The sequence below is a fragment of the Streptomyces guryensis genome, assembly GCF_021261325.1.
Lineage (GTDB): Bacteria > Actinomycetota > Actinomycetes > Streptomycetales > Streptomycetaceae > Streptomyces > Streptomyces guryensis.
On sequence record NZ_JAJSBI010000027.1, the window covers coordinates 1 to 25,216 of the forward strand.

Sequence of the window (25,216 nt, forward strand, 5' to 3'; positions counted from 1 at the left end):
GTCTCAAGCGCCACCGGGCCGTCGCCACTCGTTACGACAAACTCGCCGTCCGCTTCGAAGCGACCGTGCTGGTCGCAGCCATTAACGAGTGGCTGTGACCAGCACTTTCGCAACAGGCCCTAGAGGGGCCCGGAACTCGACCTCAGCTGCCTGCGTGCCGCTGTGGATGGCGACCAGGTACGCGTGGTCCCCCGCGAGGGCGCGTCGCCCCGGGAGCGGTTTGCGGGCCGCCGGGCCCCGGGCGAAATTCGCGGGTTCAAACCCGCGGTTCGGCCGCCCTGACAGTCTCTCGCGGCTTCGTCACGGCTTCTTCGCAAGCCACTCGGCGAGTACGGCGGCCTGGCTGTGATCCACGTCCTTGGTGGCGGTCAGGAGCGTGAGCCCGTCGTGGGCGGCGAGGTCTTGCAGATGCTCGGCGGCCTGCCGGTGTCCGGCATCCTTCAGTTCGGACAGGTAGCGGCGACGGAACTCGGTGAAGCGGCTCGGCTCGTGGCCGTACCAGCGGCGCAGTTCGGTCGAGGGGGCGACATCACGCAGCCACTCGTCCAGGTGTGCGTCCTCCTTACGCATGCCGCGTGGCCAGACGCGGTCGACAAGTATCCGCTTGCCGTCCGTGGGCGAGGTCTCTTCGTACACTCGGTGGTAGGTGATCTGCTTGGCCATGACGGCACCCTTCAGATCGATCGGCCGACCCGGCCCTCCGAGATGGTGGGCGCCAGGTGCGCCCGCGCGGGGCCCTTCCGACCCGCTCATTTTATCGGCGATCGCCTTCGGCGGGACTCGCCCGGGCGAGCCGGCCGGTGAGAGGAGGAGGCCGAGCATGCGCGGCAGCCGTACGACACCGCAGGCCCACGACTTTCCCTCGGTGACGGCCCCCCGCCTGGGTTGCGTGCGTGAACTGGACGAGGCCGTGGCCACCTGCCGGGCCTGCCCACGGTTGGTGGCCTGGCGTGAGGAGGCCGCACGCGTCAAGCGCAGGGCCTTCCGGGACTGGGAGTACTGGGCCCGCCCGGTGCCCGGCTTCGGCCCGCCGGACGCACCACTGGCGATCATCGGACTGGCTCCGGCCGCGCACGGCGGCAATCGCACCGGACGCATCTTCACCGGTGACCCGTCCGGCGACGTGCTCTACGCCGCCCTGTACGACCTCGGCCTGGCCTCCCGGCCAGTGGCCGCGCACCGCGACGACGGGATGAAGCTGTACGGCGTGCGGATCACGGTGCCGGTGCATTGCGCACCGCCTGACAACCGCCCCACCACAGCCGAACGCGACACCTGCCGCCCCTGGCTCGCCCGGGAGCTGGAACTCCTGCGCCCGACCCTGCGCGCGATCGTGGTGCTCGGCGGCTTCGCCTGGCAGGCGCTGCTGCCGGCACTCACCGCCACCGGGTGGCGGGTGTCCCGCCCACGCCCAGCTTTCGGGCACGGCGCACGCGCGCAGCTCACCGATGCCCGAAGTGAACGGGTGTTGCACCTGATCGGCGGCTACCACCCGAGCCAGCGCAACGTGTCCACCCGCACACTGACCCCAGCGATGCTCCGCGACGTGCTGCACCGCGGTGCGGACATCGCCGGCGTGGCGGTCTGCCGCCCTCCCGCCTGATGGGAGTCCTTGACCAGCTCTCCTGCGTGGGGACCGGCGACGCGCGTCACAGGCTCGGGGGCACCGACCCGTGAGCGGCGGCGAGGGCATGGGCGCGTTCGGTGTAGTCGCGGATGCGGATGACCTGGTCGTGGCACAGGTGAAAGACTCGGTAGTACAAAGCAGGCTGCTCGTCCGCGGTGCCGGCGATGCCGGGAGCGGTGATGCGCAGGGCCAGAACGATCACGGTGGGGAAGGTGAAGATCTCCTCAGCGTGCACACGCACGCCTTGGTCATGACGCTCCTGGTACCAACGGAGCACGCCGGTCCGGCCCTGGCGTGGGGGCTCGCCGGGGCCGGCACTGACCCACAGCACCTGGGGGTGGAGCAGCGCCTCCAGAAGCCGTGGGTCGGCGGTGTGCAGGGCGTCGCGCAGGTCGGCGGCGATGGAGCGAAGGGAACGAGATGACATGCGTGTCTCCTCGGCACTGACAGGGATGGGCTCGTGTAACGGGTGAAGCCGCCAGAGCCGGCGGGCGTCGGCCCCGCCTGTTCGGTCGGGTGAGGCCGCACGGTCGGCCTGCTCCCTGCACACGGGCACTCTGGGCTCCGGGCCTGGTGTGAGCAGGATGCGCTGACGGTGGTGTTCCTCGGTCAGATCGTGCAGTCGGGCGTGGAGCAGGTCCGGCAGGGTGATGATCCCCACCACACAGCAGTCCTCGTCCAGGACCGGCGCACTGGTCTCGGCGTGCTCCGCGAACAGGTAGGCCACCTGACGAAGCGTGTCGTGAGGGCACACGGGTGCCGGAGCCGGGCGGGCTATCTCGCCCACTGCGAGTTTTTCCCGCGTTGCGGCGACATGCTCTCTCAGGTCGCGGTCGGAGACGACGCCCACCCACCCCTCGTCGCCGACGACCGGGTGGAGGGGCTCATGCCGTCCCGTCGGGAGGGAGCCCAGCCGGACCAGGAGGCTCTCGTCGACCAGGTCGTCCTTCGAGAGCACCATCGGGGCGGGGCGCATGACCTCGCGGGCGAAGAAGGTCTCCAGGGGATCGGTGGAGTACTCGCGGGTCAGGTGCAGGCCGCGGCGAGCGATCTTCTCGGTGAGCACGGAACGCTTCAGAACCAGGGCGGACAGGGCGTAGGCGGCGGTGGAGGAGACCAGCAGGGGCAGCAACGCGCCCCAGGCGTGGGTGAGTTCGAGGGCGAACACCACGCCGGTCAGAGGGGAGCGCATGACGCCACCGACCACCGCGGCGAGCCCGCACATGGCCCAGAAACCGGGCACGACGTCAGGGAACAGCATGACTTCCCGGGCGCCGAGCGCCCCACCGACCATGAACACGGGAGCGAGGACGCCCCCGGAGGTGCCCGAGCCGAGTGACAGAGACCAGATCAGGGTCTTGACGACGAGTATCCCGATGATCAGCGACAGGGTGGTGCGGCGGGTGAGCAGCTGGTCGATGACGTCGTAGCCGACGCCCAGCGCACGGGGTTCGACGAGGCCGCCGAGGCCGATGACCACGCCGCCGATCGCGGGCCACCACATCCAGTGGAAGGGCAGCTTCGCGAAGCCGTCCTCGGCCCGGTAGACCAGCCAGGTCGCGGCGACCGCGAGGGCCCCGCCGGTCAGTCCGGTGACCACGGCGAGTGCCTCCGTGCCCGTGGTGAGGTGCAGGCCGGTGACGGGGACGGGGAAGACGGGGGCGGTGCCGAGCAGGAAGCCGCGGCACACGGGTCACGGTGCTCCGCATGGGCGCAAGTATTGCATAAGGCAAGACTTGCGCTTGCGTAGAGTTGCGGGCCCGGTGGGCCCACGCGCAGCCGACTTGCCGCGAGGCCAGGCCCTGTACCGACCCCCCTGCCGGCGTCACTCGCGGGCGGGCGCAGGAGAACTCCAGCGACATCACGGCATCGACCATGCCGCCCCGCAGCCTCGACGCTGCTTCCTGCGCCTGCATCATTGCCCAATGCAATAGTGCGATGGAAGAGGCGGCTCCGGAGGGGTGGTCGGAGCCGCACGGGAAGAGGCCCGCCCGTGGAACGGGCACCCGCAGACATCACCCCGATGACCGGCGTCGCCACCGCCGCGCGCCCGGTCCCTCAGGTCATCGTGACCCGGCCGTCAGCGCCGGACATGGGACCGCGTGAACCGATAGGGGAGTTTCAGGGGATTGAGAGGAAGCGAGTCATGTCTGACCTCTCCCACGCTCGGCCCGACATCGCCGGCCACCCCGACGTGGCCGAGATGCGGGAACGCTATGCCCGCATGGCGGGCGCCCGTCAGGCCGTCGCCCTCGACGGGCTGATCCTGCTGACCGGGCTGTACACGGCGATCTCGCCGTGGGTGGTGCACTTCCACGCGCTGCCCGACATCACCGTGAACAACCTCATCGTCGGCATCACCATCGCCGTGATCGGCCTGGGCATGACGCTGGCGGGCGAGAAGCTGCTCCGGCTGAGCTGGACCGTCGCCGCCATGGGTGTGTGGCTGATCATCTCGCCGTGGGTGGTGACCGCCGGACACGGCGCCCCGGCGGGGGTCATCTGGAACAACTGCTGGATCGGGGGCGTTGCGTGCGCCCTCGGACTGGCCGCCATGGCCATGATGAGGACGGCCGGTCGCCCCACCGCCACGAAGTAGTGCCCCATCGGCGCGGCGCAGGCTTTGCGTCACCAGGGTCCCGCCGCGCCCCCGGCACGCGAATCGCCTCTGCGAGGTTCGCATGAGCCTCTCCCAGCATGACCAGCGCATCCTCGCCGACATCGAGCAGCACCTGACCGAGCAGGATCCTCAACTCGCACGGATGCTGAGCTCGTTGGGCAAGGTCGCACCCATGCGCACCCTCCTCCCGCGCATGCTCAGGCGCTGCCACACGGTTCCGCGGACCACCGCGGCGTTTCTGTGTCTCACCGCACTGCTCCTCGTTGTGGGCATCGCCGTTCGCAGTCCGGCCGTCTTCGTCACGGCGATGGCGATGGCCTGCGTCTCGCCACTGCCGAAGCTGGGCGGATTCTGCCGATGGCCTCTCCGCAGCCGCCGCACGGACCGCTGACCTCGGCCCCACTTGAGGACGTCGGTCTTCTTGTAGAGAATCTTGGCATTCCTGCCACGGCCCAGCTTGTAACCCTTCAGCCCAAGCTTCGACGCCTCTTTGTAGACCCAGCTGGTGGACATGCTGAGCCGCCTTGCAACCTCGGACGTGTCAATGAGGACAGGATCCACTCGGCGGCGATCGGCCGACGGAATGGATCGGAGGGAGACTTCGTCGGCAGTGCTGGGTGGCTTCAAGATCGGCTTGCTCCTTGCCATCGGCCGGAAGGTCAATTGGGACTTCGGCTCGACATTGGTTTCTTGCGGGTGGGTGGCCCCCGTCGCGTGCCACCGCCAAGCGTCACTGCGAGGGCGAAACAATGATCAGAGGAAAGCCCGTTTGGCTAACCGGCGGTGTGCGGCTATGTTGCGCGCCGCCGGATCGGATGCCCGATGTTGTTCGACCTGATGGTCGGGTGGTCGAGTCCTGCTGTGGTGAGCGTCACGAGAGTCTTCGGGAGCCGTTGCGTACGCTGATCGCGGCCGTTCGTGAGGGGCACCCCGGGGCGTGAAGGCGACCCCGAGTGCCTTTCCCGGCACCTGATACACCGTCAGGAAAGTCAGCATTCGGTCAGTGTGAGTCCTGAAAAACCTGGGGAGAGCTGCCCGAACATGCGACTCGTTGTAGGGTGTGGGAACAGCCCTTGACCTGCAAAAACGCAGGCAGGGAGCCTACTCGTGGGAGTGCCCCGATGTTGCGTACCATGTTCAAGTCCAAGATCCACCGCGCCACCGTCACCCAGGCCGACCTGCACTACGTGGGATCGGTGACGATCGACGCCGACCTCCTCGACGCCGCCGACCTGCTGCCCGGCGAGCTCGTGCACATCGTCGACATCACCAACGGTGCGCGGCTGGAGACGTACGTCATCGAGGGCGAGCGCGGCTCCGGCGTCATCGGTATCAACGGGGCCGCCGCCCATCTCGTCCACCCCGGCGACCTGGTGATCATCATCAGCTACGCTCAGGTGACCGACGCCGAGGCGCGGGCGCTCGAACCCCGCGTCGTGCATGTGGACCGCGACAACCGCATCGTGGCCCTGGGCGCAGACCCGTCCGAGCCGGTACCGGGCTCGGACCAGGAGCGCAGCCCGCAGGCCGTACCGGCCTGATCGCCGACCTCCCCGACCTTCGGACTCCGGACCAGGAGCGTGCCCATGAGCGACATCGAGATCCGCGACGACCGGGCGGCGGGCCGCCTGGAGGCGATCGGCGACGGTACGGACGGTGAAGTCGTCGGCCACATCGAGTACTTCGTCCTTGAATCTCCCGGGCGCGCCCTGGTCCCGGTCCACACGATCGTGGAGCCGGCCCACGAGGGGAAGGGCATCGCGGGCGCGCTGGCCCGGGAGCTGTACGTCATCGCCGAGCGCGAGGGAGTCGTCGTCGCGCCCTTGTGCCCCTACGTCACCAAGTGGGCCGCGCGTCACCCCGAGGAGGCGCCGGCCGCCGACCCCGAGCTGTTGCGGGCGGCCAAGGAGTGGCTGGTGGCGCACCCGGGACGGTTCTGAGGCCGCCCGGCAGTTCCGTGACCCATGACGACCCTGGGAGAAAGGCACCCCCACCCGCGATGCTCGCCCTCCTGCACACATCGCCCGCACACGTCCCCGTCTTCGACGTACTGCGCGACGAGTACCACCCAGGCCTGGAACTGCGGCACTTCGTCGACGAGGAGCTGCTGGCCCGGGCCCGCCGCGAGGGGCCCGAGGCGGTGGCGGACGAGGTGCGGGCCGCGCTGGACAAGGCGGTCGACGAGGGCGCGCGGGCCGTCCTGTGCACCTGCTCGACCATCGGCGGTGTCGCGGAGGCGGCCGCCGCCGGGACGGGTGTGCCGGTGCTGCGCAGCGACCGTCCGATGGCAGCCGCCGCGGTGGCCGCCGGTTCGCGGATCGTCGTGCTCGCCAGCGTGGAGAGCACGTTCGGGCCGACGGTGTCCCTGATCGAGGAGGAGGCCCGTCGCGCCGGTCCCTCCGTCGAGGTGCGCACCGGGCTCGTCGAGGGGGCCTGGGACCGCTTCGCGGCGGGTGACGGCGAGGGCTGCGCACGTCTCGTGGCGGCCGCGGCCGACGCGGTCACCGACGCCGACGCGATCGTCCTCGCCCAGGGGTCCATGGCCCCGGCCCAACAGCTGACGACCACGGCGGTCCCGGTGTTCTCCAGCCCGCGTCCCGGTCTCGCGGCGGGCGCGGAGGCGGTGCGCGGGCGGTAGGCCCACCTGGACGGCGTGTCGTCCTACGGGCGGGTGAGTGCGCAGGCGGCTGTCGGGTACGCGGGGGAGTAGTCCAGAGCCGACGTCGACCGACTGGCCGGAGGACACCATGACCAGCCCGCACCCCGACCCCGTACCGCCGGGTCCCCCACCCGGCCCGGGCCCCCAGCCGCCGGACCCTTACCCCTCGCCGGTCCCCAACCCCCAACCACCGCCCGGCCCGGAGCCCACGCCACCCGCACCGCCCGGCCCGGAACCCACGCCACCCGCACCGCCCGGCCCGGAGCCCACCCCGCCCGCACCGCCGGACCCGACACCGGGCCCCCGCCCGACTCCGGAACCGTCCCCGTCGCCGATCCCGCCGGGGCCGGAACCGGTGCCGAACCCGGAGCCGGGGCCCCCGCTGACGTGAACCGCTCATCGGCGTACGGCTGAAGCGGCTTCACCGCCTCGGACACCTCCGCCTGCACTTCTCGACTCCGGCGATGGGCGGGCGGGGCGGACAAAGACGGCGGACGGCCACTCGGGCCGCCCGCCGCCTCGTAGACCTACCCGCTACTGCCCGCTACGCGTCGACCTCCGACCGGTCCCCGCCCCACAGCGTGTGGAACGAGCCGTCGCGGTCCGTGCGCCGGTATGTGTGCGCGCCGAAGAAGTCACGCTGTCCCTGCGTCAGCGCGGCCGGCAGCCGCTCCGCGCGCAGGGCGTCGTAGTAGGCGAGGGCCGCGGCGAAGCCGGGGGTCGGGACGCCCTGGCGGGTGGCGGCCACGATGACCTCGCGCCAGTCGTCCTGGGCGTCCGCGATCTCCTGGGCGAACGTCTCGTCGGACAGCAGGCTCGGCAGGTCGGCCCGGGTGTCGTACGCGGAGCGGATGCGGTCCAGGAAGGCCGCGCGGATGATGCAGCCGCCGCGCCAGATCGCGGAGACCGCCCCCAGGTCGATGTCCCAGTCGTACTCCTCACGGGCGGCCGCGATCTCGTGGAAGCCCTGCGTGTACGACACGATCTTCGAGGCGTACAGGGCCTGCTCCACCCGGTCGGCGAAGGCCGCGGCCTCGGACTCGGACAGCGGGGAGGCCTTCGGACCGGCCAGCCCGCGCGAGGCCTCGCGCAGCGCCGCGTGACCCGACAGCGAGCGGGCGAACACCGCCTCCGCGATGCCCGACACCGGAACGCCGAGGTCCAGGGCGATCTGGACGGTCCAGCGGCCGGTGCCCTTCTGCTCGGCCTGGTCCACCACCACGTCCACGAACGGCTGGCCCGTCGTCGCGTCCACATGGGACAGCACCTCGGCGGTGATCTCGATCAGGTAGGAGTCGAGGCGGCCCGTGTTCCAGGTCCGGAAGATCTCGGCGATCTGCGCGGGGGAGTATCCGGCCACATCACGCAGCAGCTGGTACGCCTCGCCGATCAGCTGCATGTCGGCGTACTCGATGCCGTTGTGGACCATCTTCACGAAGTGCCCGGCGCCGTCGGGACCCACGTGCGTCACACACGGCGCGCCGTCCTTCGCCTTCGCTGAGATCTTCTCCAGCATCGGGCCGAGCGAGTCGTACGACTCCTTGGGGCCGCCCGGCATGATGCTCGGCCCGTTGAGCGCGCCCTCCTCGCCGCCCGAGACGCCCATGCCGACGAAGTGGATGCCCTGCTCGCGCAGTTCACGCTCCCGGCGGCGGGTGTCCGCGAAGTGCGCGTTGCCGCCGTCGATGATCATGTCGCCGGGCTCCAGGAGCGGGGCGAACTCCTGAATGACCGCGTCCGTGGGGTCGCCGGCCTTGACCATGATGACCAGGCGCCGCGGCCGCTCCAGCGCCGCCACGAACTCCTTGGCGGTCTCCGCCGCGATGAAGTCGCCCTCGTGCCCGAACTCCTCGACCAGGGCGTTCGTACGCGCCACTGTGCGGTTGTGCAAGGCGACCGTGTAGCCGTTGCGCGCGAAGTTACGGGCGAGATTGCGGCCCATGACCGCGAGTCCCGTGACGCCGATCTGGGCTGAGTTGCTCATTCGGTTGGCTCCTAAAGGATCCGGTATCGGTGGTGCCGGTCGTGCACGTCAGTATCGCCCCACCGACCATCCTGACTTGCCGGTACACCGGGCGCATGTCCGGGGTCCCCGATGTTCCGCAGGCAGATACGCACGGCACGCCCCACCCGCCTCAGCCGTTCTGCAACTGGTGTGAATCACTGGTTGTTCGAGGGACAGGGCGGCTGATTGCCGTCTTGTCATGGCCTGTTCGGGGCGCTTATTTTTGGCCCTTCTGGCATATGTCGAGGGGGATCTCCATGGCCGTACGCGGCCGGCACCGCCGGTATCAGCCGAACAGGATCAACCGCGCCTCACTCACCGTCACGGTCGGCGGCGCCGGCATGGCGATCCCGCTGATCGGCACCGGCACCGCCCACGCGGCCGACGTGTCCACCTGGAACAAGGTCGCCGCCTGCGAGTCGACGAACAACTGGAACATCAACACCGGCAACGGCTTCTACGGCGGTCTGCAGTTCACCCAGTCCACCTGGGAGTCCTACGGCGGTGCGAAGTACGCGCGGCGCGCCGATCTGGCCACCAAGGACCAGCAGATCGCCGTGGCCGAGAGGGTTTTGGAGGGCCAGGGGCCGCATGCCTGGCCGGTGTGTTCGGAGAAGGCCGGTCTGGCCCGGGGCGGCGGCGCTCCGGACGTCCACCCGGCCACCACCGGGAAGACCCCCGTGAAGACCTCCGTCGAGGACGTGAAGCCGCAGTCCACGCCCCAGTCCCGGGCCGGCAGGGCCGAGATGTACACCGTGGTCCGCGGCGACTCCCTCTCCCGGATCGCCGAGACCGAGCACGTCCGGGGCGGCTGGCGGCGGCTGTACTCCGCGAACCGGAAGACCGTCGGCGCCGACCCCGACCCCGACCTGATCTTCCCGGGACAGCGGCTGAACCTGCGGGCGAAGGCTCCCGCCACGCACCACACCGAATCCAAGTCCTCGACGGAGAAGGTGTCTTCGGCCACCGAGGAGAAGGCCACGACCAGCCACTCCCTGGTCGCTCCGGTGAGCGGGCCGATCGGCACGCCGTACCGCGAGGCCGGCTCCTCCTGGTCGAAGGGCTACCACACCGGTGTCGACTTCCCCGTCCCCACCGGCACCACCGTGAAGGCGGTCGCAGCGGGCCGGGTCGTCTCCGCCGGCTGGGGCGGCGCCTACGGCTACCAGGTGGTGATCCGGCACGCCGACGGCCGCTACAGCCAGTACGGCCACCTCTCGGCGATCTCCGTGAAGGAGGGGCAGGCTGTGGGCGGCGGGCAGCGCATAGGCCGGTCCGGGGCGACGGGCAACGCGACGGGCCCGCATCTGCACTTCGAGGTGCGGACGGGGCCCGGTTTCGGTTCCGACATCGACCCTGTCGCCTATCTCAGGGCCGGTGGTGTCAGGATTTGACGCGTACGCGGTGCCGGTCGGTGTCCGGCGACGGGATGTACGAGCCGCCGTAGAAGGGGCCGTAGAAGCGGTAGCGGGCCGGGTCCGGGGGCAGCTCGTCGTCCTCGTCGTAGGCCACCGCCAGGACGGTGGGGCCGACCTGGGCGGGGACCAGGATCTCCTCGCGGAGTGCGGCCACCGGCTGCTCGGGGATGGCGGCGAGCAGTTCCCCGACGGATTCCTCGATGGATTCCGTGACGGGCACCGGCTCGGTGACGGGGGCGGCCGGCTCCGGCGCGGGCTCGGCGGTGGTGCGGGCGATGCGCTCGGTGGTCAGCAGGATCAGACCGCCGGCCGCGACCACGCCGCAGCTCAGTGCCAGCGCGGTGCCCGTGCTGCCGTACCGGAAGGTCTCGCCGAACATCGTGATGCCGACGGCGGCCGCCACCACCGGGTTCACGACGGTCAGGGTGGCCAGCGGCGCCGCGAGTCCGGCGCCCCGGTAGGAGGCCTGGGACAGCAGCATGCCGGCCGTCGCGAAGAGGGCGATCACGGCCAGGGCGGGGATGTCGGCCGCGGAGCCGCCGCCGGTCCAGTCGACCGCGACGGTCTTCGTGAACACCGAGGACATGCCGAACGCGATGCCGGAAGCGGTCGCGAGCAGCATGCTGCGCACCGCCGGGTGCCGGTGGGCGGCCCGGCCCGCGATCATCAGGGACACGACCACGCCGCCGGAGACCACGGCCACGGCGATCCGCTGGGCCGTGTCCAGCGACTGCGCGTCCGAGGAGCCGACCAGGGCCAGCAGGCCGGCGAGGCCCACCGTCGCCATGATCGCGCCCCGCCATGCGGTCGCACCGGCCTTGCGGCCCACGAACAGCGCCGCCATCGGCAGCGCGAACACGATCGTCAGCGCACCCAGCGGCTGCACCAGGCTCAGCGGGCCGTACGCCAGCGCCACCACGTGCAGCAGTCCGCCGAGGCCGTTCAGCGCCACCGCGGCCCACCAGGTCGGCCGGCGCAGCGGCGCGTACTCCTGAACGGGCGAGGATACCGCCACGTACTCCTGCACGATCGCCCCGCCCGCGTAGGCGACGGCAGAGACGAGCGAAAGGAGAACGGACAACGCGAGGGCACTCATGAGCTGCTCCTCTGCGTGTGGCGGGGGCGCTGAACCCTGCGCGACGAACGGTCGGCCTTCATGGGCAACACGATGCCTTGTCGATCTGTTCCCGTCGTCGTCCCAGAGCAGGCAATGGGTCCTACTGCCGATGGAGTACGAATCGGGCGCCGTCCTCCCCAGGGTGGGCGACTCCGGGTGGACACCCCTGGGTGGCAACCCCTGGGGACCTTGGTACTACTGCTCTTCGTGGACCTCGATCAGGATCTCGCCGCCCTCGTACCGCTCGGCGGCTTTTCCGTACTGCGGACGGGCGGAGCGCCGCACACGCCACTGCCGACGCTCGCCCACGCGTACGAGAACCGGTCTTCCGATGTATACGGAAATGCTATTACTTTTCGGGTCGAAAAGGTTGCGAATATTCTCCGCGTTCCCGAGATGCGGATCGCGGTCTCGGTCGCCCAGCAGGGGCTGGCGGCCCGGCTCTGGGCGGTGACGCTCGGCTGCGCCGCGGTGTACGGCCGCGTGCCCGACCTGGACCCCGGGCTGCTGCACTGGAACCCCGACGCCTCCGCTCCCGACGACCTGTGGCTGTCCGAGGTCCGCCCCCTGCCCGCCGACCCCGCGACGCTCGCGGACGTCGTCCTGCACGGCCACCTCGCCCCGCTGGCGACGGCCCTGCGGGCGCACCACCGGATCGCCCCCGGCCTGCTGTGGGGCAACGCGGCCTCCGCGCTGGCAGGAGCCGCCCGGCAACTGGACCACTGGGCGGGCCTGCACGGCCGTGCCGAGGCCGCCGTCCGCACCCGCATCCTCACCGCCGAACTCCTCGCCCACCCCCTCCTGTCGAATACCGGCACCCTCACCGGCACCGCCTTCCGGCGCCGCAGCTGCTGCCTCTACTACCGGGTGCCCGGCGGGGGAGTGTGCGGTGACTGTTGCTTCACACGACCCCCGCGCTCTTCCCCGCGCGGCGCATCTGGGTGACCATGAGGGAACCGGTCGACAGGACATGGGGGTTGCGGGTGCGAGTCGGACTGCTGACCCGGGAGTACCCCCCGGATGTGTACGGCGGAGCGGGCGTCCATGTCGAGTTCCTGGCCCGGGAGTTGAACCCCCTGGTCGACCTCGAAGTGCACTGCTGGGGCGAGGGCCGCGGAGTGGGCGTCGTACGCCACCGCTCCTGGGCCGCCCTCGACACCGCCAACGACGCCCTGCGCACCTTCTCCGTGGACCTCGCGATGGCCGCCGGCCTCGAAGGCCGCGAACTGGTGCACTCCCACACCTGGTACGCCAATCTCGCCGGCCACTTCGGCAAGCTGCTGTACGGCATACCGCACGTGATGACCGCGCACTCGCTGGAGCCGCTGCGCCCCTGGAAGGCCGAGCAACTCGGCGGCGGATACGCCCTCTCGAGCTGGGCCGAGCGCACCGCGATCGAGAGCGCCGATGCCGTGATCGCGGTCTCCGGCGCCATGCGTGAGGACATCCTCGCCTGTTATCCGACGCTGGATGCGGCCAAGGTCCAGGTCGTGCACAACGGCATCGACACCACGCTCTACCGGCCCGACCACGGCACTGACGTGCTCGACCGCATCGGCCTCGACACCGAACGCCCGTACATCCTGTTCGTCGGCCGCATCACCCGCCAGAAGGGTGTGCCCCACCTGCTGCGCGCGGTGCGGGACATCGACCCGGGTGTGCAGGTCGTGCTGTGCGCGGGGGCGCCCGACACCCCGGAGATCGACCGGGAGTTCCGCGATCTCTACCAGGAGCTCAGCCGCGTGCGCCGGCACGTGCACTGGATCCCGCAGATGCTGCCGCGTCCCGAGGTGATCCAACTCCTCACGCATGCCACGGCGTTCGTCTGCCCGTCGGTGTACGAACCCCTTGGAATCGTCAACCTTGAGGCGATGGCCTGCGGGACACCCGTCGTCGCCTCCCGGGTCGGCGGCATTCCCGAGGTCGTGGACGACGGCAGCACGGGCCTGCTCGTCGACGTGGACGACGGCTTCGAGGCCGGCCTCGCGCGGGCGCTGGACCAGGTGACCGGCGACCCGGAGGCGGCTCGGCGGATGGGTGAGGCGGGGCGCGAGCGCGCGGTGGGGGAGTTCGGCTGGGATGCCGTCGCCCGCCGTACGGTCCGGCTTTACGAGGAGATCCTCAAGCAGGAATAGAACGAAGGGGACTTCCTCGAACAGGCTTACTCCGCCCTGGGCAGGGGCAGGCATGGATCAACCACGGTGAGGGGAGCGGCCATGCGTCGTGGCGGACCTTCGGTGCTCGGGATCGTACTGGCGGGCGGAGAAGGCAAACGCCTGATGCCCCTGACTGCGGACCGCGCGAAACCAGCGGTCACCTTCGGCGGTACGTACCGCCTTGTCGACTTCGTCCTGTCCAACCTCGTCAACGGCGACATCCTGCGCATCTGCGTCCTCACGCAGTACAAGTCGCACTCGCTGGACCGGCACATCACCACCACCTGGCGGATGTCCAGCCTGCTCGGCAACTACGTCACCCCGGTCCCGGCCCAGCAGCGGCTCGGCCCGCGCTGGTACCTGGGCAGCGCCGACGCCCTGCTGCAGTCGCTGAACCTCGTGCACGACGAGGCGCCCGAGTACGTCGTGGTGTTCGGCGCCGACCACGTTTACCGCATGGACCCGCGGCAGATGCTCGCCCAGCACATCGAGAGCGGCGCGGGCGTCACGGTCGCGGGTATCCGTGTCCCGCGCGCCGAGTCCTCGCAGTTCGGTGTGATCACCCCGGGATCGGACGGCCTGACGGTCGAGAGCTTCCTGGAGAAGCCCGCCGACCCGCCGGGCCTCGCGGACGACCCGGAGACGGTCTTCGCCTCGATGGGCAACTACATCTTCACCACCAAGGCCCTCATCGAGTCGCTGCAGCGGGACGCGGAGGACGAGAACTCCGTGCACGACATGGGCGGCTCGATCCTGCCTCAGCTCACCGACCGCGGCGAGGCCCACCTGTACGACTTCAGCGCCAACCACGTGCCCGGCGAGACCAACCGCGACCGCGGCTACTGGCGCGACGTCGGCACCCTGGACGCGTACTACGACGCCCACATGGACCTGATCGCCGAGCGCCCGGCCTTCAACCTGTACAACCGGCAGTGGCCCGTCTACACCCACTCGTACCAGCTCTCTCCGGCCCGTTTCAACGCGGGCGGCATGGCCAGCGAGTCGATCATCAGCGCGGGCTGCCTGATCCGCGGCCAGGTCACGCGGTCCATCCTGTCGCCGGGCGTCAGGGTCGACCCGGGCGCCGTGGTCCAGGGCTCGGTGCTGCACGACAACGTCCACATAGGCCGGGGCGCGGTCGTGCGCGGGGCGGTGCTGGACAAGAACGTCGAGGTACCGCCCGGCGCGACGATCGGCGTCAACCCGGAGCGGGACGCGGAGCTGTACACCGTCTCCAAGGGCGGAGTGATCGCGCTGGGGAAGGGGCAGGTGGTTCCGTAGCCGACGGGCCGGTCAGCCCGAGGCCTCCCGCATCGCCTGGAAGTTCTTCATGATGGCCTCGCTGGTGGGTCGCACCTCCCGGGTCGGGCTGAACTGCAGGGCCTCGGTGCCCGGCGCGGTGCGCACGGGGACGTGCCCGGGCGGTGCGTAGTACGCGTCGCCCTCGTCGTAGACCTCGTCGCGGTCCGCGTAGTGGAAGGTCAGCTGCCCCTTGAACACATAGCCCCAGTGCGGGCACTGGCACCGGTCATCGGGCAACCCCTTGAGCAGCGGCGTGTGATCGACATTCTCGCGGAACGTGACGAAGTCCACCGTGTAGTCGTCCAACTCCTCGGACCGGTCGAGAACGATTCCGAAGTCGCCGCCCTGGGAGGCCGTCTCCCTGGATACCTTCGACATCTCCCTCGCCCCTTTCTGCTGAGGGTGCCGTCGCAGCCGGCTGGCGCGACACAGGCGTGACGCTCTCCATTCTTCGCCGGTGATGGCGAGGGGGCCACTCGCCGGTTCCCACCCCGGGCTCGGCTTGTCATGTCCCTGGACGGAACCCGGAATCCGTGTTGGCATGCCAACTGCTGTCCATGACAACGTTGTTATGGGAGGTTCCGTGCACTTCCGACACCTCAGAGACAGACTCGCGTTCCTGCTCGCCGCACTGCTCGGCACGGCCGGCCTCGCCGCCGCCCCGACCGCCACCGCCGCCGACGCCCCCGTGGAGATCCACGGGCTGAAGGGCGAGTACTACACCCAGTCCGCCCCCGGCGCCTTCGACTTCGACCAGCTCAAGGCCACCGGCTTAGACCCGAACCTCGACTTCGACAACCTCGAACCGCGCCTCGCCTTCACCACCGGACAGTCGGACGACGTGAGCGTCCGCTGGACCGGCAGGATCGTCCCGGAGAAGACCGGCCCCCACACCTTCTCGATCATCGGCGACAACGGCTTCCGGCTGTGGATCGACGGGAAGACCGTCATCGACCACTGGGTCGACGACTGGGACCGCGAACAGGCCGGTGAGCCGGTCGAGTTGACCGCGGGCAGGGCCTACGACATCAAGGTCGAGTACTTCGAGCACTACGGCGGCTCCAACCTCCACCTGCGCTGGACCGAGCCCGGCGGCAGCAAGGAGGCCGTCCCCCCGTCGGCGTTCCGCCTCCCCGACGGATTCGACTACGACGGCGCCATCGCGACCACGGTCACCGGCACCGGTCGCACCCTCAAGCTCGACTTCGCCCAGCGCCTCGCCGCACCCCTGGCCGGCCTGACCGACCATCTCGAAGCGGTGATCGGCGGAGCCAAGTGGCCACTGGACAGCGCCGAGCCGGATCCCGACGACCCCCGCGCCCTCCTCGTCACCCTCGGCGAGCCCGTCGTCGGCAACAAGACCGGCACCGCACACGGCACCGCCGACGTCCGCTACGACGGGAACGGCGGCCTCGCCACCGCGGGCGGCAACGTTGTCAAAGCGTTCTGGAGCGGCGGCCCCAACCATTCCACGTACGAGCTGCGCACGAAATGGGCCGACCAGGTGGGCCCGGACAACGCCCTCCCCGAATACCCGCGCCCGCAGCTGACCCGCCCCGCCTGGCGCAACCTCGACGGCCGCTGGCAGTTCGCCGCCGCCGCAGCCGGGGAGCGGCCGCCGGTCGGCAGGACCCTCGCCGAGCGCATCCTCGTCCCGTACCCCGTGGAGTCCCAGCTCTCCGGCCTGGAGCGGCACGAGGACCGCATGTGGTACCGCCGTACCTTCACCGTCCCCGCCGACTGGAAGATCGGCTCGGGCAAGCGGCTGCGGCTCAACTTCGGTGCCGTCGACTGGCGTGCCGAGGTGTACGTCAACGGCACCGGGGTGGCCCGACACCAGGGCGGATACGACAAGTTCAGCGCCGACATCACCGATGCGCTGAAGCCGGGCCGTACGCAGGAGCTGATCGTCGGCGTGTACGACCCGACCGACGCGGCCACCGGCGAGAACCCCCCGATGGGCAAGCAGCGGCTCGACCCCAGCGGCATCTGGTACACGCCCACCTCGGGCATCTGGCAGACGGTGTGGCTGGAGCCGGTGGCGACCGACCACGTCGACTCCCTCAAGCTCACCCCCGACGTCGCGCGAAGCCAACTGACGCTCGAAGCCAGGGGAGTTCGCGACGGCGTGCCGATCACCGCGAAGGTGTACGACGGCCGGCGCAAGGTCGCCACGGCCCGCGGCCGCACCGGCGAACCGCTCACCCTGACGATCCATGCCCCGCACCTGTGGTCGCCCGACGACCCGTTCCTGTACGACCTGAAGGTCACCGTCGGCGCCGACAGCGTCGGCAGCTACTTCGGGATGCGCTCCATCGCCGTCAAGAAGGTGAACGGCGTCCCGCGCACACTGCTCAACGGCAGGCCCGTCTTCATGATGGCCACCCTCGACCAGGGCTTCTGGCCCGACGGCCTCTACACGGCACCCACCGACGACGCCCTCGCCTACGACCTGAAGGTGCACAGGCAGCTGGGCTTCAACGCCGTGCGCAAGCACATCAAGGTCGAGCCCGACCGCTGGTTCTACTGGGCCGACCGGCTCGGCCTCCTGGTGTGGCAGGACATGCCCGCGATGACCGCCGGGGTGAACCCGAGCGCCGAGGCCCGCGCCGAGTACGAGCGCGAGCTGAAGCAGATGATCGACGAGCACATCAGCAGCCCGTCGGTCGTCATGTGGGTCACCTTCAACGAGGGCTGGGGCCAGTACGACGAGACCCGCATCGCCGACCGGGCAAAGGCCTGGGACCCGACCCGGCTGGTCAACTCCATGTCCGGGCTCAACCTCGGGGCCGACGGCGGCACCGGCGACGTCATGGACGAGCACGGCTACCCCAGCCCCGCCCTGCCGCCCCAGCCCGACGGCCGACGCGCCCTGGTCAGCGGCGAGTACGGCGGCCTCGGCCTCGCGGTGCCGGGACACGCCTGGTCCGTGCAGCAGTCGTACGTCGACGTCGACCCGGCGGCCTACACCGACGACTACCTGGCCAGGCTCGCCGAGGTGCACGCCCTGGCCTGCAAGGGGAGCAACGGCGCGGTCTACACCCAGATCTCGGACGTCGAGGGCGAGTTGAACGGCCTGCTGACGTACGACCGCAGGGTGCTCAAGCCGGACGTCCAGCGTGTGCGCACGGCCCAGCAGGCCCTGATCCGCGACGCTTCCCAGGCGACTCCCGCAGGCTGCCCGACCCCCTGAACCCCGGAGGCCTTCCGACATGAGATGGACCCGGCGCCTGCGCCTGTGCACCGCAGGTGCGCTGGCAGCGTCCGCCCTGTTCGCGGCACCCGCCACCGCGCAGACCACCCAGCCGAAGGACGGTCGGCTCACCGATCTCGTCAACCCGTTCATCGGAACCGAGAACGAGGGCAACACCTATCCCGGCGCCGCCGTGCCCTTCGGCATGGTGCAGCTGTCGCCGGACACCGGCCACAACACCGGCTACGACTACTCCCAGAACCACATCCGCGGCTTCTCCCTCGTCCATCTGTCGGGCGTCGGCTGCGGGCTCGGCGGCGACCTGCCGGTGCTGCCGACCACCGGTGACGTCACACAGACGGACTACGCCAAGTACGCGGCCGAGTTCAGCCACGACGCCGAGCAGGCGAGCCCCGGTTACTACCGGGTCGGCCTGAAGACCGGCATCGAGGCGGAACTCTCCGCCACCGCGCGCACCGGCGTGCAGCGTTACACCTTCCCGGCCACCGACAAGGCCAACGTCCTGCTGAACGCGGCCCAGTCGCTGCACACCACCGTCTCCACCGAGGTGGAGATCCTCGACAGCCGCACCGTGCGCACCGCCATCACCGGCCGCGGCTTCTGCCAGGACACCAAGCCGTACACCGTCTACACGATCACCCGCTTCGACCGGCCCTTCACCGCCTACGGCACCTGGGACGGCTCCACGGTGACCTCGGGCTCGAAGAGCGGGCGCGACGGCGCGTACGTCCGCTTCGACACCACCAAGGACCGCACGGTCGAGGCGACCACGGCCCTGTCCTACGTCGACCCGCACGGCGCCGCGGTCAACCTGCGTGCCGAGGGCGGGCGTTCCTTCGACGCCGTACGCCACAGTGCGCAGCAGGCGTGGGAGGACCGCCTCGACGACGTGCGGGTGAAAGGCGGCGGAGACAGCCTGCGCCGGACCTTCTACTCGTCCCTGTACCGGTCGTTCCTGGCGCCCAACATCGGCAGCGACGCCGACGGCCGTTACACCGGCTGGGACCAGAAGACCCACCGGACCGAAGGGTTCACGTACTACCAGAACTGGTCCCTGTGGGACACCTACCGCACCCAGTCCCAGCTGCTGTCCCTGCTGGCGCCCCGCGAGGCCCGGGACATGGCGATCTCGGTCGTCAAGATCTCCGAGGAGAGCGGCTGGCTGCCCAAGTGGGGCTACGGCACGGTCGAGACGAACATCATGACCGGCGACCCGGTCACCCCGTTCCTCACCAACGCCTACCAGCAGGGCTTGCTCAAGGGGGCCGAAGGATACGCAGAACGGGCGTACCGGGCGCTGAAGCGGAACGCCGACGGGGTGCCGCCCGCCGACTCGCCGGCGGTGGGCCGGGAGGCCGACAAGGAGTACCTCGCGGACGGCTTCGCGCCGTACATCAAAGGCCGCCCGCATGTGAAGCCGGGCGACTCGGACTACGACCACGGCGCCTCGGCGACCCTGGAGTACGCCCTGTCGGACGCGATGCTCGCCCAGATGGCCCGCGGTCTCGGGCACCCGTCCGACGCCGAGCGGTATGCCGCCCGCGCGCAGAGCTACCGCCATGTCTTCGATCCCTCGACCGGCTTCTTCCGCGCCCGCGACGCCTCCGGAGCCTTCACCGGGCCGGCCGACCCGGCGCGGAGCGAGGGCTTCCACGAGGGCACGTCCTGGCAGTACCAGTGGCTGGTCCCGCAGGACCTGCCGGGCATGGTCGGTCTCATCGGCGGCGAGCAGGCCGCGAACGACCGGCTCGACTCGTTCTTCGCCTACGACCGGCTGCTGGCCGACCCGGCGAAGACGGCCCGCGAGGTGTGGGTCAACGGCCCGTACGACTACTACAACGCCGACAAGTACAACCCGCAGAACGAGCCCGACCTCATCGCCCCCTACACCTACCTGTCGACGGGCGAGCCGTGGAAGACGACCGACGTCGTGCACGCGGCTCTGACCCTCTTCACGGACGCGCCGACCGGCATGACCGGCAACGACGACCTCGGCACGATGTCCGCCTGGAACGTGCTGTCCTCGATCGGCATCTTCCCGGTGCAGCCCGGTTACGACACCTGGGGGCTGTCCACGCCCGTCTTCGACCGGGTCGACCTGACGCTGGACCGCCGCCACTACCCGCGCGGCGCTCTGACGATCACCGCGCCCGGCACTTCCGCCGCCGAGCGCTACATCCAGTCGGCCCGGACGGACGGGATGGCCTACGAGCGGACCTACCTGACGACCGGTTCCCTGCGCTCCCTGCGCTCGCTCGCCTTCACGGTCGGCTCGCGCCCGTCTGAGTGGGGAACATCGGCGCAGGCGGCGCCACCTGCACTGAAGTGACCTCAGGTGTCTCTTGAGTCCCGCCTCTCACAGAGAGGCGGGACTTAATCTGCTGTTAACTGTGCGTAGCTTGATCGTACTTGACCGTAATCGCCAAGGGGGGGTTGACTGCTGGCTCACCCTTCGTCGACGCGAGGCAAGCCATTGACTTCTGACCTGCTCGCTCCTCTCGACCTTGCGTTCTGGAACATCGAGTCCGCCGAACACCCCATGCACCTCGGCGCGCTGGGGATCTTCGCGGCGCACTCGCCCACCGCGGGCGCCCACGCCGCCGACCTGCTCGCCGCGCGGGCCGCGGCCGTCCCCGGACTGCGGATGCGCATCCGGGACATATGGCAGCCGTCCGCGCTGCGGCCGTTGTCCTTCGGCAGCGCCACCCGCGAGCCGGACCCGGGATTCGATCCCCTCCATCACGTACGGCTGCACGCTCCGACCGCGGACTTCCACGCCGCGGCCGGACGGCTCATGGAGCGGTCGCTGGAGCGTGGCCGGCCGCCGTGGGAGGCGCATGTGCTGCCGGGGGAGGACGGTCTGTCCTTCGCGGTGCTGTTCAAGTTCCACCACGCCCTGGCCGACGGTCTGCGTGCGCTGACCCTCGCTGCCGCCATCCTGGACCCGATGGACATGCCGGAGCGCAAGCCCCGCCCCGAGGAGCCCAGGCGCGGCCTGCTCCCCGACGTGCGCAAGCTGCCCGGGCTGGTCAAAGGCACCCTGTCCGACGTGGGGCGCGCCCTCGACATCGGCGCCTCGCTGGCCGTGTCCAGCCTGGGGGTGCGCTCCTCGACGGCGTTCACCGCCGAGGCCACCGGCACCCGCCGCACCGCCGGCGTGGTCCTCGATCTCGACGACGTGCACCGCATCCGCAAGGCCCAGGGCGGCACGGTCAACGACGTCCTGATCGCCGTGGTGGCGGGCGCCCTGCGCCGCTGGCTCGACGAGCGCGGCGACGGCAGCGACGGGGTCCGGCCGCGCGCCCTGATCCCCGTCTCCAAGCGCCGCCCGCGGAGCGCCAGCCCACAGGGCAACCGGCTCTCCGGTTACGTGATACGGCTTCCCGTCGACGACCCCGACCCGCTCGGCCGCCTCGACACGGTCCGCTCGGCCATGGACCGCAACAAGGACGCCGGCCCCAACCGGGGCGCGGGCGCCGTCGCCCTGCTCGCCGACCACGTGCCTGCACTCGGTCACCGGCTGGGCGGACCGCTGGTCAGCCAGGCCGCCCGGCTCTGGTTCGACATCCTGGTCACCAGCGTGCCGCTGCCCAGCCTCGGACTGAAGCTCGGCGGCAACCCGGTCACCCAGGTCTTCCCGTTCGCCCCGCTGGCCCGCGGCCAGTCCCTGGCGGTGGCCGTCTCGACCTACCGCGGACACGTCCACTACGGCCTCGTCGCCGACGCCGAGGCCGTCCCGGACCTGGACCGACTGGCCGCCGCCCTCACCGAGGAGGTCGGGACACTCATCACCGCCTGCGGCTCCTGACCACCCGGATTTTGGAGGACGGGCCCGGCGCTCCGTACAATTCCCCGTTCGAAAGCGGACGCGGTCGGAGCGCCGCGCGGGTGATCAGGGAAACGGCAGCGCGATGACGGTGACAGACGAAGGCCCGGCGATCACGGACGAGGTCGCGTACGAGCCCGGTGACGAGGTCGCGTACGGCCCTGGCATCGACCCGGAGCGGCTCGCCGTCTGCCTCAGCGTGCTGGAGGAACTCGACAAGCTGGAGGTCGACCACCCCGACGCGATCGCCGTGCGCCGGGCCACCGCGGGCGTCTACCGCACGGTCAAGCAGCGCCGCCGCCAGGAGCGCCGGGCCGCCAAGACCGCCCACGACAAGGCGGTCACGGAGGCCACGGCTACCGGCTCCGCCCAGCGCATCGACGACGAGACCGAGGGCATCCTGCCGTCGTCGGCGACGGAGGAAGGCAGGATCGCGGGGATACTCCAGCGCCCCCGCTCCTGCTACACCTGCAAGACCCGGTACGTGGAAGTCGACTACTTCTACCACCAGCTCTGTCCCGACTGCGCCCGCCTGAACCGCGACAGGCGCGACGCCCGCGCCGACCTCACCGGCAAGCGTGCCCTGCTCACCGGCGGCCGCGCCAAGATCGGCATGTACATCGCGCTACGGCTGCTGCGCGACGGCGCGCACACGACGATCACCACGCGCTTCCCCAAGGACGCCATCCGCCGCTTCAAGGCCATGGACGACTCCGCGGACTGGATGCACCGCCTGGAGGTCGTCGGCATCGACCTGCGCGACCCGGCGCAGGCCGTGGCCCTCTCCGACCAGGTCGCCGAGGCGGGCCCGCTGGACATCCTCGTCAACAACGCGACGCAGACCGTGCGCCGCCTGCCCTCCGCCTACGCCGCCCTGGTCGACGGCGAGAGCGCCCCGCTGCCCGCCGGCGAACTGCCCGCCCACCATGTGATCGGCGCCTTCAACTCCGGCGCGGTCGACGGCCTGGCCGCCCTGCCCCTGGGCACCAGCGGCCTCGACGCCCAGCAGGTCGCCGACCTCGCGCTGGTCGCGGGCAACGCCAGCGTCGCCCGGCACCTCGACGGCACCGCCATCGACGCGGGCGGCCTGGTCCCCGACGTCGTCGACACCAACACCTGGGTGCAGACCATCGAGCAGATCTCCCCGGTGGAGCTGCTGGAGACCCAGCTGTGCAACTACACGGCGCCGTTCATCCTGATCAGCGCGTTGCGCCCGGCCATGGCCGCCGCCGCGAAGAAGGCGAAGAGCGGACGCGCGTACGTCGTGAACGTCTCCGCGATGGAGGGCGTCTTCGGCCGCGGCTACAAGGGCGCCGGCCACCCGAACACCAACGCCGCCAAGGCCGCCATGAACATGGTCACCCGGACCAGCGGCCAGGAGATGTTCCAGACCGACGGCATCCTGATGACCTCAGTCGACACCGGCTGGATCACCGACGAACGCCCCCACTACGACAAGCTGCGCCTGGCCGAGGAGGGATTCCACGCGCCGCTCGACCTGGTCGACGGGGCCGCACGGGTTTACGATCCGATTGTGCGCGGCGAACAGGGCGAGGACCTGTACGGCGTCTTCCTGAAGGACTACGCGCCCGGCAAGTGGTGAACCACCGGCCGTGACGTGTGGCCCGGCGTCCGTGGGGAACCCGGACCTCTGGTGATTACCGCGCCAGGGAGTGACCATGGGCAGTCCACACAGCATTGATCCGCGAGCGCAGCACGACCCGCGCAACCGCTATCCGACCGACGAACAGTTCTACGGCAGCGACCGCCCCGACCACGCCGTACTGCCGGAGGACCGGCCGCGCGGCGGCGGGGGCACGAGGCCGGTGAGGCACCGCGGCACGTGGGCCACGGTCGCGCTCGTCGCGTGCGTCATTCTGCTGATCCTGGTGGGGATCGCACTGTTCCCGTAAGGGAGCCACAGCCACCGTCACGAGCGAGGTGGTGCGTATGAGCGAAGACGGTCGTGGACGGCGTACTCCCGCGCGGAGTACGCCGTTCTGACGCGTGTGCCCCCGTCCACCAGCAGGTCCGCGCCGGTGATCCACTGCGCGGCGTCCGAGGCCAGCCACACCACGGCCCGCGCGACGTCCTCCGGCTCACCGATCCGCCCCAGCGGCAGCCCCGCGGCCAGCTCCTCCTCGCCCGGCTCCCACACGAACCGCGCCATCTCGGTGCGCACCAGCCCGGGGGAGACCGAGTTGACCCGCACCTTCGGCGCCAGCTCCCCGGCGAGCTGCTGCGTCAGATGCAGCAGGGCCGCCTTGCTCGTGCCGTACGCGCCGACGTTCGGTCCGACATGGGCGGCACCCTCCGTGCAGACATTGACGACCGAGCCGCCGTGCTCCCGCATCCAGGCCCGCCACGCCCTCTGCACCAGCCGCAGCGGCGCCTCGACGTTCACGGCGAACGCCTCCGGCCAGGCATCGGGATCGGCCTCCATGAGCGGCCCGTACGGCTGGTTCGTCGCCGCGTTGTTGACCACGACGTCGATCCGGCCGAACGCGCGCAGGGTCAGCTCCGTGACCTCCCGCAGATGGTCCGGATCCGCGACGCTGCCGCTCACCCCGATGCCGCCCAGCTCGTCGGCCGCGGAGCGCACCTCGTCCGGGTCCCGCGCGGTCACGCACACCAGCGCCCCCGCCGCGGCCAGCTGCCCCGCGACGGCACGCCCGATCCCGCGCGTCGCCCCGGTGACGACGGCGGCCCTGCCCTCGAGCCCGTACCCCTCGAACGCGTGCCCCTTGAGTGCGTACGACGACGTCATCGCCGTACCGTCTCATGACGGGCCGTCAGTCGACAGCCTCGAGACGGGAGTTCCGCGCGGCGACCAGCTCCAGCACCGTGCGCCAGTCCTCCAGCACTCCCGCGTCCAAGCCCACGCTGCGGCCCTCCTCGTCCGCCTGGCGCAGGCGCAGCAGATCCTCGTCGGCGGGCGGCTCGCGGCGATGGTGCTCGCGGATCAGCCGGGCGACCCGCTCGCCGAGCAGGCCTCGCACCGCGTCCGCCGCGCAGCCCGGGTGGGCGGTCTCGTCGCCCGGCCGCAGCAGCGGCCCGATGGCGTGGACCAGGCCCGCGACCTGGAGCTCCTTGTCGGCGGGGCGGCGGCGCCGCAAAAGCGCGGCGGTCTGCAGCGCGTGCTGGTGCAGATCGACCCGGCGACTTCGCAGGCCCGGGCCGTCCCATGAGCCCCGGCAGGCGTACAGCAGATCCATCAGCTCCTCGACACTGCGCAGCTCCATGCGCCAGCCCTTCCGCCGGACAAGCCGTTG

The 25,216-nt window shown here is 70.7% G+C and carries 22 protein-coding genes and 1 pseudogene; 16 read left to right on the forward strand and 7 right to left on the reverse strand.

Annotated elements, in window-relative coordinates:
• A pseudogene (locus tag LJ657_RS49410) lies at positions 1-98 on the forward strand (IS5 family transposase); the annotation flags it as partial.
• 202 nt (positions 99-300) lie between these two features.
• Here LJ657_RS49410 and LJ657_RS37525 read toward each other — a convergent pair.
• Positions 301-663 (reverse strand): DUF488 domain-containing protein, encoded by a 363-nt coding sequence (locus LJ657_RS37525; RefSeq protein WP_232653580.1) that lies wholly within the window; start codon positions 661-663, stop codon positions 301-303.
• Between the two features lie 157 nt (positions 664-820).
• Between LJ657_RS37525 and LJ657_RS37530 the strand changes: the two genes are divergently transcribed.
• Positions 821-1,603 carry a uracil-DNA glycosylase gene (locus LJ657_RS37530; RefSeq protein ID WP_232653583.1) on the forward strand — a complete coding sequence of 261 codons (783 nt, stop codon included), beginning with the start codon at positions 821-823 and terminating at the stop codon, positions 1,601-1,603.
• 46 nt (positions 1,604-1,649) lie between these two features.
• Here the strand turns inward: LJ657_RS37530 and LJ657_RS37535 are convergent, their stop codons facing one another.
• Positions 1,650-3,317 (reverse strand): chloride channel protein, encoded by a 1,668-nt coding sequence (locus tag LJ657_RS37535; protein ID WP_232653587.1) that lies wholly within the window; start codon positions 3,315-3,317, stop codon positions 1,650-1,652.
• 456 nt (positions 3,318-3,773) lie between these two features.
• Between LJ657_RS37535 and LJ657_RS37540 the strand changes: the two genes are divergently transcribed.
• From LJ657_RS37540 to LJ657_RS37560, 5 genes are all read left to right on the forward strand, one after another.
• Positions 3,774-4,226, forward strand: a complete 453-nt coding sequence (locus tag LJ657_RS37540; protein ID WP_232653590.1) for an SPW repeat protein — start codon at positions 3,774-3,776, stop codon at positions 4,224-4,226.
• 82 nt (positions 4,227-4,308) lie between these two features.
• The gene (locus LJ657_RS37545) at positions 4,309-4,638 is read left to right on the forward strand and encodes a DUF3040 domain-containing protein (protein WP_232653592.1); all 330 of its coding nucleotides are present in this window, start codon (positions 4,309-4,311) and stop codon (positions 4,636-4,638) included.
• 730 nt (positions 4,639-5,368) lie between these two features.
• Entirely contained in the window at positions 5,369-5,788 is a 420-nt protein-coding gene (panD, locus tag LJ657_RS37550; protein ID WP_115910693.1) for an aspartate 1-decarboxylase, read from the forward strand.
• Between the two features lie 45 nt (positions 5,789-5,833).
• On the forward strand, positions 5,834-6,187 hold the full coding sequence (locus LJ657_RS37555) for a GNAT family N-acetyltransferase (RefSeq protein ID WP_232653595.1): 354 nt from the start codon (positions 5,834-5,836) through the stop codon (positions 6,185-6,187).
• A gap of 59 nt (positions 6,188-6,246) precedes the next feature.
• Complete coding sequence (locus LJ657_RS37560; protein WP_232653597.1) at positions 6,247-6,885, forward strand: aspartate/glutamate racemase family protein; 639 nt, start codon at positions 6,247-6,249, stop codon at positions 6,883-6,885.
• A gap of 565 nt (positions 6,886-7,450) precedes the next feature.
• On the opposite strand, the gene gnd is transcribed toward LJ657_RS37560, so the two are convergent.
• Positions 7,451-8,890 (reverse strand): NADP-dependent phosphogluconate dehydrogenase, encoded by a 1,440-nt coding sequence (gene gnd / locus LJ657_RS37565; protein WP_232653600.1) that lies wholly within the window; start codon positions 8,888-8,890, stop codon positions 7,451-7,453.
• Between the two features lie 278 nt (positions 8,891-9,168).
• On the opposite strand from gnd, the gene LJ657_RS37570 reads away from it, so the two are divergent.
• Complete coding sequence (locus LJ657_RS37570; protein WP_232653603.1) at positions 9,169-10,305, forward strand: transglycosylase family protein; 1,137 nt, start codon at positions 9,169-9,171, stop codon at positions 10,303-10,305.
• Here the strand turns inward: LJ657_RS37570 and LJ657_RS37575 are convergent.
• Positions 10,295-11,425: a DMT family transporter gene (locus LJ657_RS37575; RefSeq protein ID WP_232653605.1), complete on the reverse strand. Its 1,131-nt coding sequence runs from the start codon at positions 11,423-11,425 to the stop codon at positions 10,295-10,297. The genes LJ657_RS37570 and LJ657_RS37575 overlap by 11 nt on opposite strands.
• 282 nt (positions 11,426-11,707) lie before the next feature.
• Between LJ657_RS37575 and LJ657_RS37580 the strand changes: the two genes are divergently transcribed.
• From LJ657_RS37580 to glgC, 3 genes are all read left to right on the forward strand, one after another.
• A complete protein-coding gene (locus tag LJ657_RS37580; protein WP_232653923.1) occupies positions 11,708-12,391 on the forward strand; it encodes a (2Fe-2S)-binding protein in 684 nt (227 codons plus the stop codon).
• Positions 12,392-12,429: 38 nt separating this feature from the next.
• Positions 12,430-13,581: a glycogen synthase gene (glgA, locus tag LJ657_RS37585; protein ID WP_232653607.1), complete on the forward strand. Its 1,152-nt coding sequence runs from the start codon at positions 12,430-12,432 to the stop codon at positions 13,579-13,581.
• Between the two features lie 81 nt (positions 13,582-13,662).
• Positions 13,663-14,883 (forward strand): glucose-1-phosphate adenylyltransferase, encoded by a 1,221-nt coding sequence (gene glgC / locus LJ657_RS37590; RefSeq protein WP_232653609.1) that lies wholly within the window; start codon positions 13,663-13,665, stop codon positions 14,881-14,883.
• Between the two features lie 12 nt (positions 14,884-14,895).
• Here the strand turns inward: glgC and LJ657_RS37595 are convergent, their stop codons facing one another.
• Positions 14,896-15,282, reverse strand: coding sequence for a cupin domain-containing protein (locus tag LJ657_RS37595; protein ID WP_232653612.1), 387 nt, complete (start codon positions 15,280-15,282; stop codon positions 14,896-14,898).
• 193 nt (positions 15,283-15,475) lie between these two features.
• On the opposite strand from LJ657_RS37595, the gene LJ657_RS37600 reads away from it, so the two are divergent.
• The 5 genes from LJ657_RS37600 to LJ657_RS37620 all read left to right on the forward strand — a co-directional run bounded on the left by LJ657_RS37600 (position 15,476) and on the right by LJ657_RS37620 (position 23,857).
• Positions 15,476-18,097 (forward strand): PA14 domain-containing protein, encoded by a 2,622-nt coding sequence (locus LJ657_RS37600; protein WP_269787393.1) that lies wholly within the window; start codon positions 15,476-15,478, stop codon positions 18,095-18,097.
• Between the two features lie 19 nt (positions 18,098-18,116).
• Positions 18,117-20,447: a GH92 family glycosyl hydrolase gene (locus LJ657_RS37605; protein ID WP_232653630.1), complete on the forward strand. Its 2,331-nt coding sequence runs from the start codon at positions 18,117-18,119 to the stop codon at positions 20,445-20,447.
• Positions 20,448-20,591: 144 nt separating this feature from the next.
• Positions 20,592-21,926, forward strand: coding sequence for a wax ester/triacylglycerol synthase family O-acyltransferase (locus tag LJ657_RS37610; RefSeq protein WP_232653632.1), 1,335 nt, complete (start codon positions 20,592-20,594; stop codon positions 21,924-21,926).
• Positions 21,927-22,029: 103 nt separating this feature from the next.
• Positions 22,030-23,547, forward strand: a complete 1,518-nt coding sequence (locus LJ657_RS37615; protein WP_232653634.1) for an SDR family NAD(P)-dependent oxidoreductase — start codon at positions 22,030-22,032, stop codon at positions 23,545-23,547.
• Positions 23,548-23,623: 76 nt separating this feature from the next.
• Entirely contained in the window at positions 23,624-23,857 is a 234-nt protein-coding gene (locus LJ657_RS37620) for a hypothetical protein (protein ID WP_232653636.1), read from the forward strand.
• 17 nt (positions 23,858-23,874) lie between these two features.
• Here the strand turns inward: LJ657_RS37620 and LJ657_RS37625 are convergent, their stop codons facing one another.
• Both LJ657_RS37625 and LJ657_RS37630 read right to left on the reverse strand, forming a co-directional pair.
• Positions 23,875-24,711, reverse strand: a complete 837-nt coding sequence (locus LJ657_RS37625) for an SDR family oxidoreductase (RefSeq protein WP_232653638.1) — start codon at positions 24,709-24,711, stop codon at positions 23,875-23,877.
• A gap of 25 nt (positions 24,712-24,736) precedes the next feature.
• On the reverse strand, positions 24,737-25,186 hold the full coding sequence (locus tag LJ657_RS37630; protein WP_232653640.1) for an HD domain-containing protein: 450 nt from the start codon (positions 25,184-25,186) through the stop codon (positions 24,737-24,739).
• Positions 25,187-25,216: the final 30 nt, after the last annotated feature.

Bases quoted from the DNA above. Each gene is read 5' to 3' on its own strand.
- LJ657_RS37525 (WP_232653580.1), bottom strand. From the start codon at position 663: ATGGCCAAGCAGATCACCTACCACCGAGTGTACGAAGAGACCTCGCCC.
- LJ657_RS37530 (WP_232653583.1), top strand. From the start codon at position 821: ATGCGCGGCAGCCGTACGACACCGCAGGCCCACGACTTTCCCTCGGTG.
- LJ657_RS37540 (WP_232653590.1), top strand. From the start codon at position 3,774: ATGTCTGACCTCTCCCACGCTCGGCCCGACATCGCCGGCCACCCCGAC.
- LJ657_RS37545 (WP_232653592.1), top strand. From the start codon at position 4,309: ATGAGCCTCTCCCAGCATGACCAGCGCATCCTCGCCGACATCGAGCAG.
- panD (WP_115910693.1), top strand. From the start codon at position 5,369: ATGTTGCGTACCATGTTCAAGTCCAAGATCCACCGCGCCACCGTCACC.
- LJ657_RS37555 (WP_232653595.1), top strand. From the start codon at position 5,834: ATGAGCGACATCGAGATCCGCGACGACCGGGCGGCGGGCCGCCTGGAG.
- LJ657_RS37560 (WP_232653597.1), top strand. From the start codon at position 6,247: ATGCTCGCCCTCCTGCACACATCGCCCGCACACGTCCCCGTCTTCGAC.
- gnd (WP_232653600.1), bottom strand. From the start codon at position 8,890: ATGAGCAACTCAGCCCAGATCGGCGTCACGGGACTCGCGGTCATGGGC.
- LJ657_RS37570 (WP_232653603.1), top strand. From the start codon at position 9,169: ATGGCCGTACGCGGCCGGCACCGCCGGTATCAGCCGAACAGGATCAAC.
- LJ657_RS37575 (WP_232653605.1), bottom strand. From the start codon at position 11,425: ATGAGTGCCCTCGCGTTGTCCGTTCTCCTTTCGCTCGTCTCTGCCGTC.
- glgC (WP_232653609.1), top strand. From the start codon at position 13,663: ATGCGTCGTGGCGGACCTTCGGTGCTCGGGATCGTACTGGCGGGCGGA.
- LJ657_RS37595 (WP_232653612.1), bottom strand. From the start codon at position 15,282: ATGTCGAAGGTATCCAGGGAGACGGCCTCCCAGGGCGGCGACTTCGGA.
- LJ657_RS37600 (WP_269787393.1), top strand. From the start codon at position 15,476: ATGGGAGGTTCCGTGCACTTCCGACACCTCAGAGACAGACTCGCGTTC.
- LJ657_RS37605 (WP_232653630.1), top strand. From the start codon at position 18,117: ATGAGATGGACCCGGCGCCTGCGCCTGTGCACCGCAGGTGCGCTGGCA.
- LJ657_RS37615 (WP_232653634.1), top strand. From the start codon at position 22,030: ATGACGGTGACAGACGAAGGCCCGGCGATCACGGACGAGGTCGCGTAC.
- LJ657_RS37620 (WP_232653636.1), top strand. From the start codon at position 23,624: ATGGGCAGTCCACACAGCATTGATCCGCGAGCGCAGCACGACCCGCGC.
- LJ657_RS37625 (WP_232653638.1), bottom strand. From the start codon at position 24,711: ATGACGTCGTCGTACGCACTCAAGGGGCACGCGTTCGAGGGGTACGGG.
- LJ657_RS37630 (WP_232653640.1), bottom strand. From the start codon at position 25,186: ATGGAGCTGCGCAGTGTCGAGGAGCTGATGGATCTGCTGTACGCCTGC.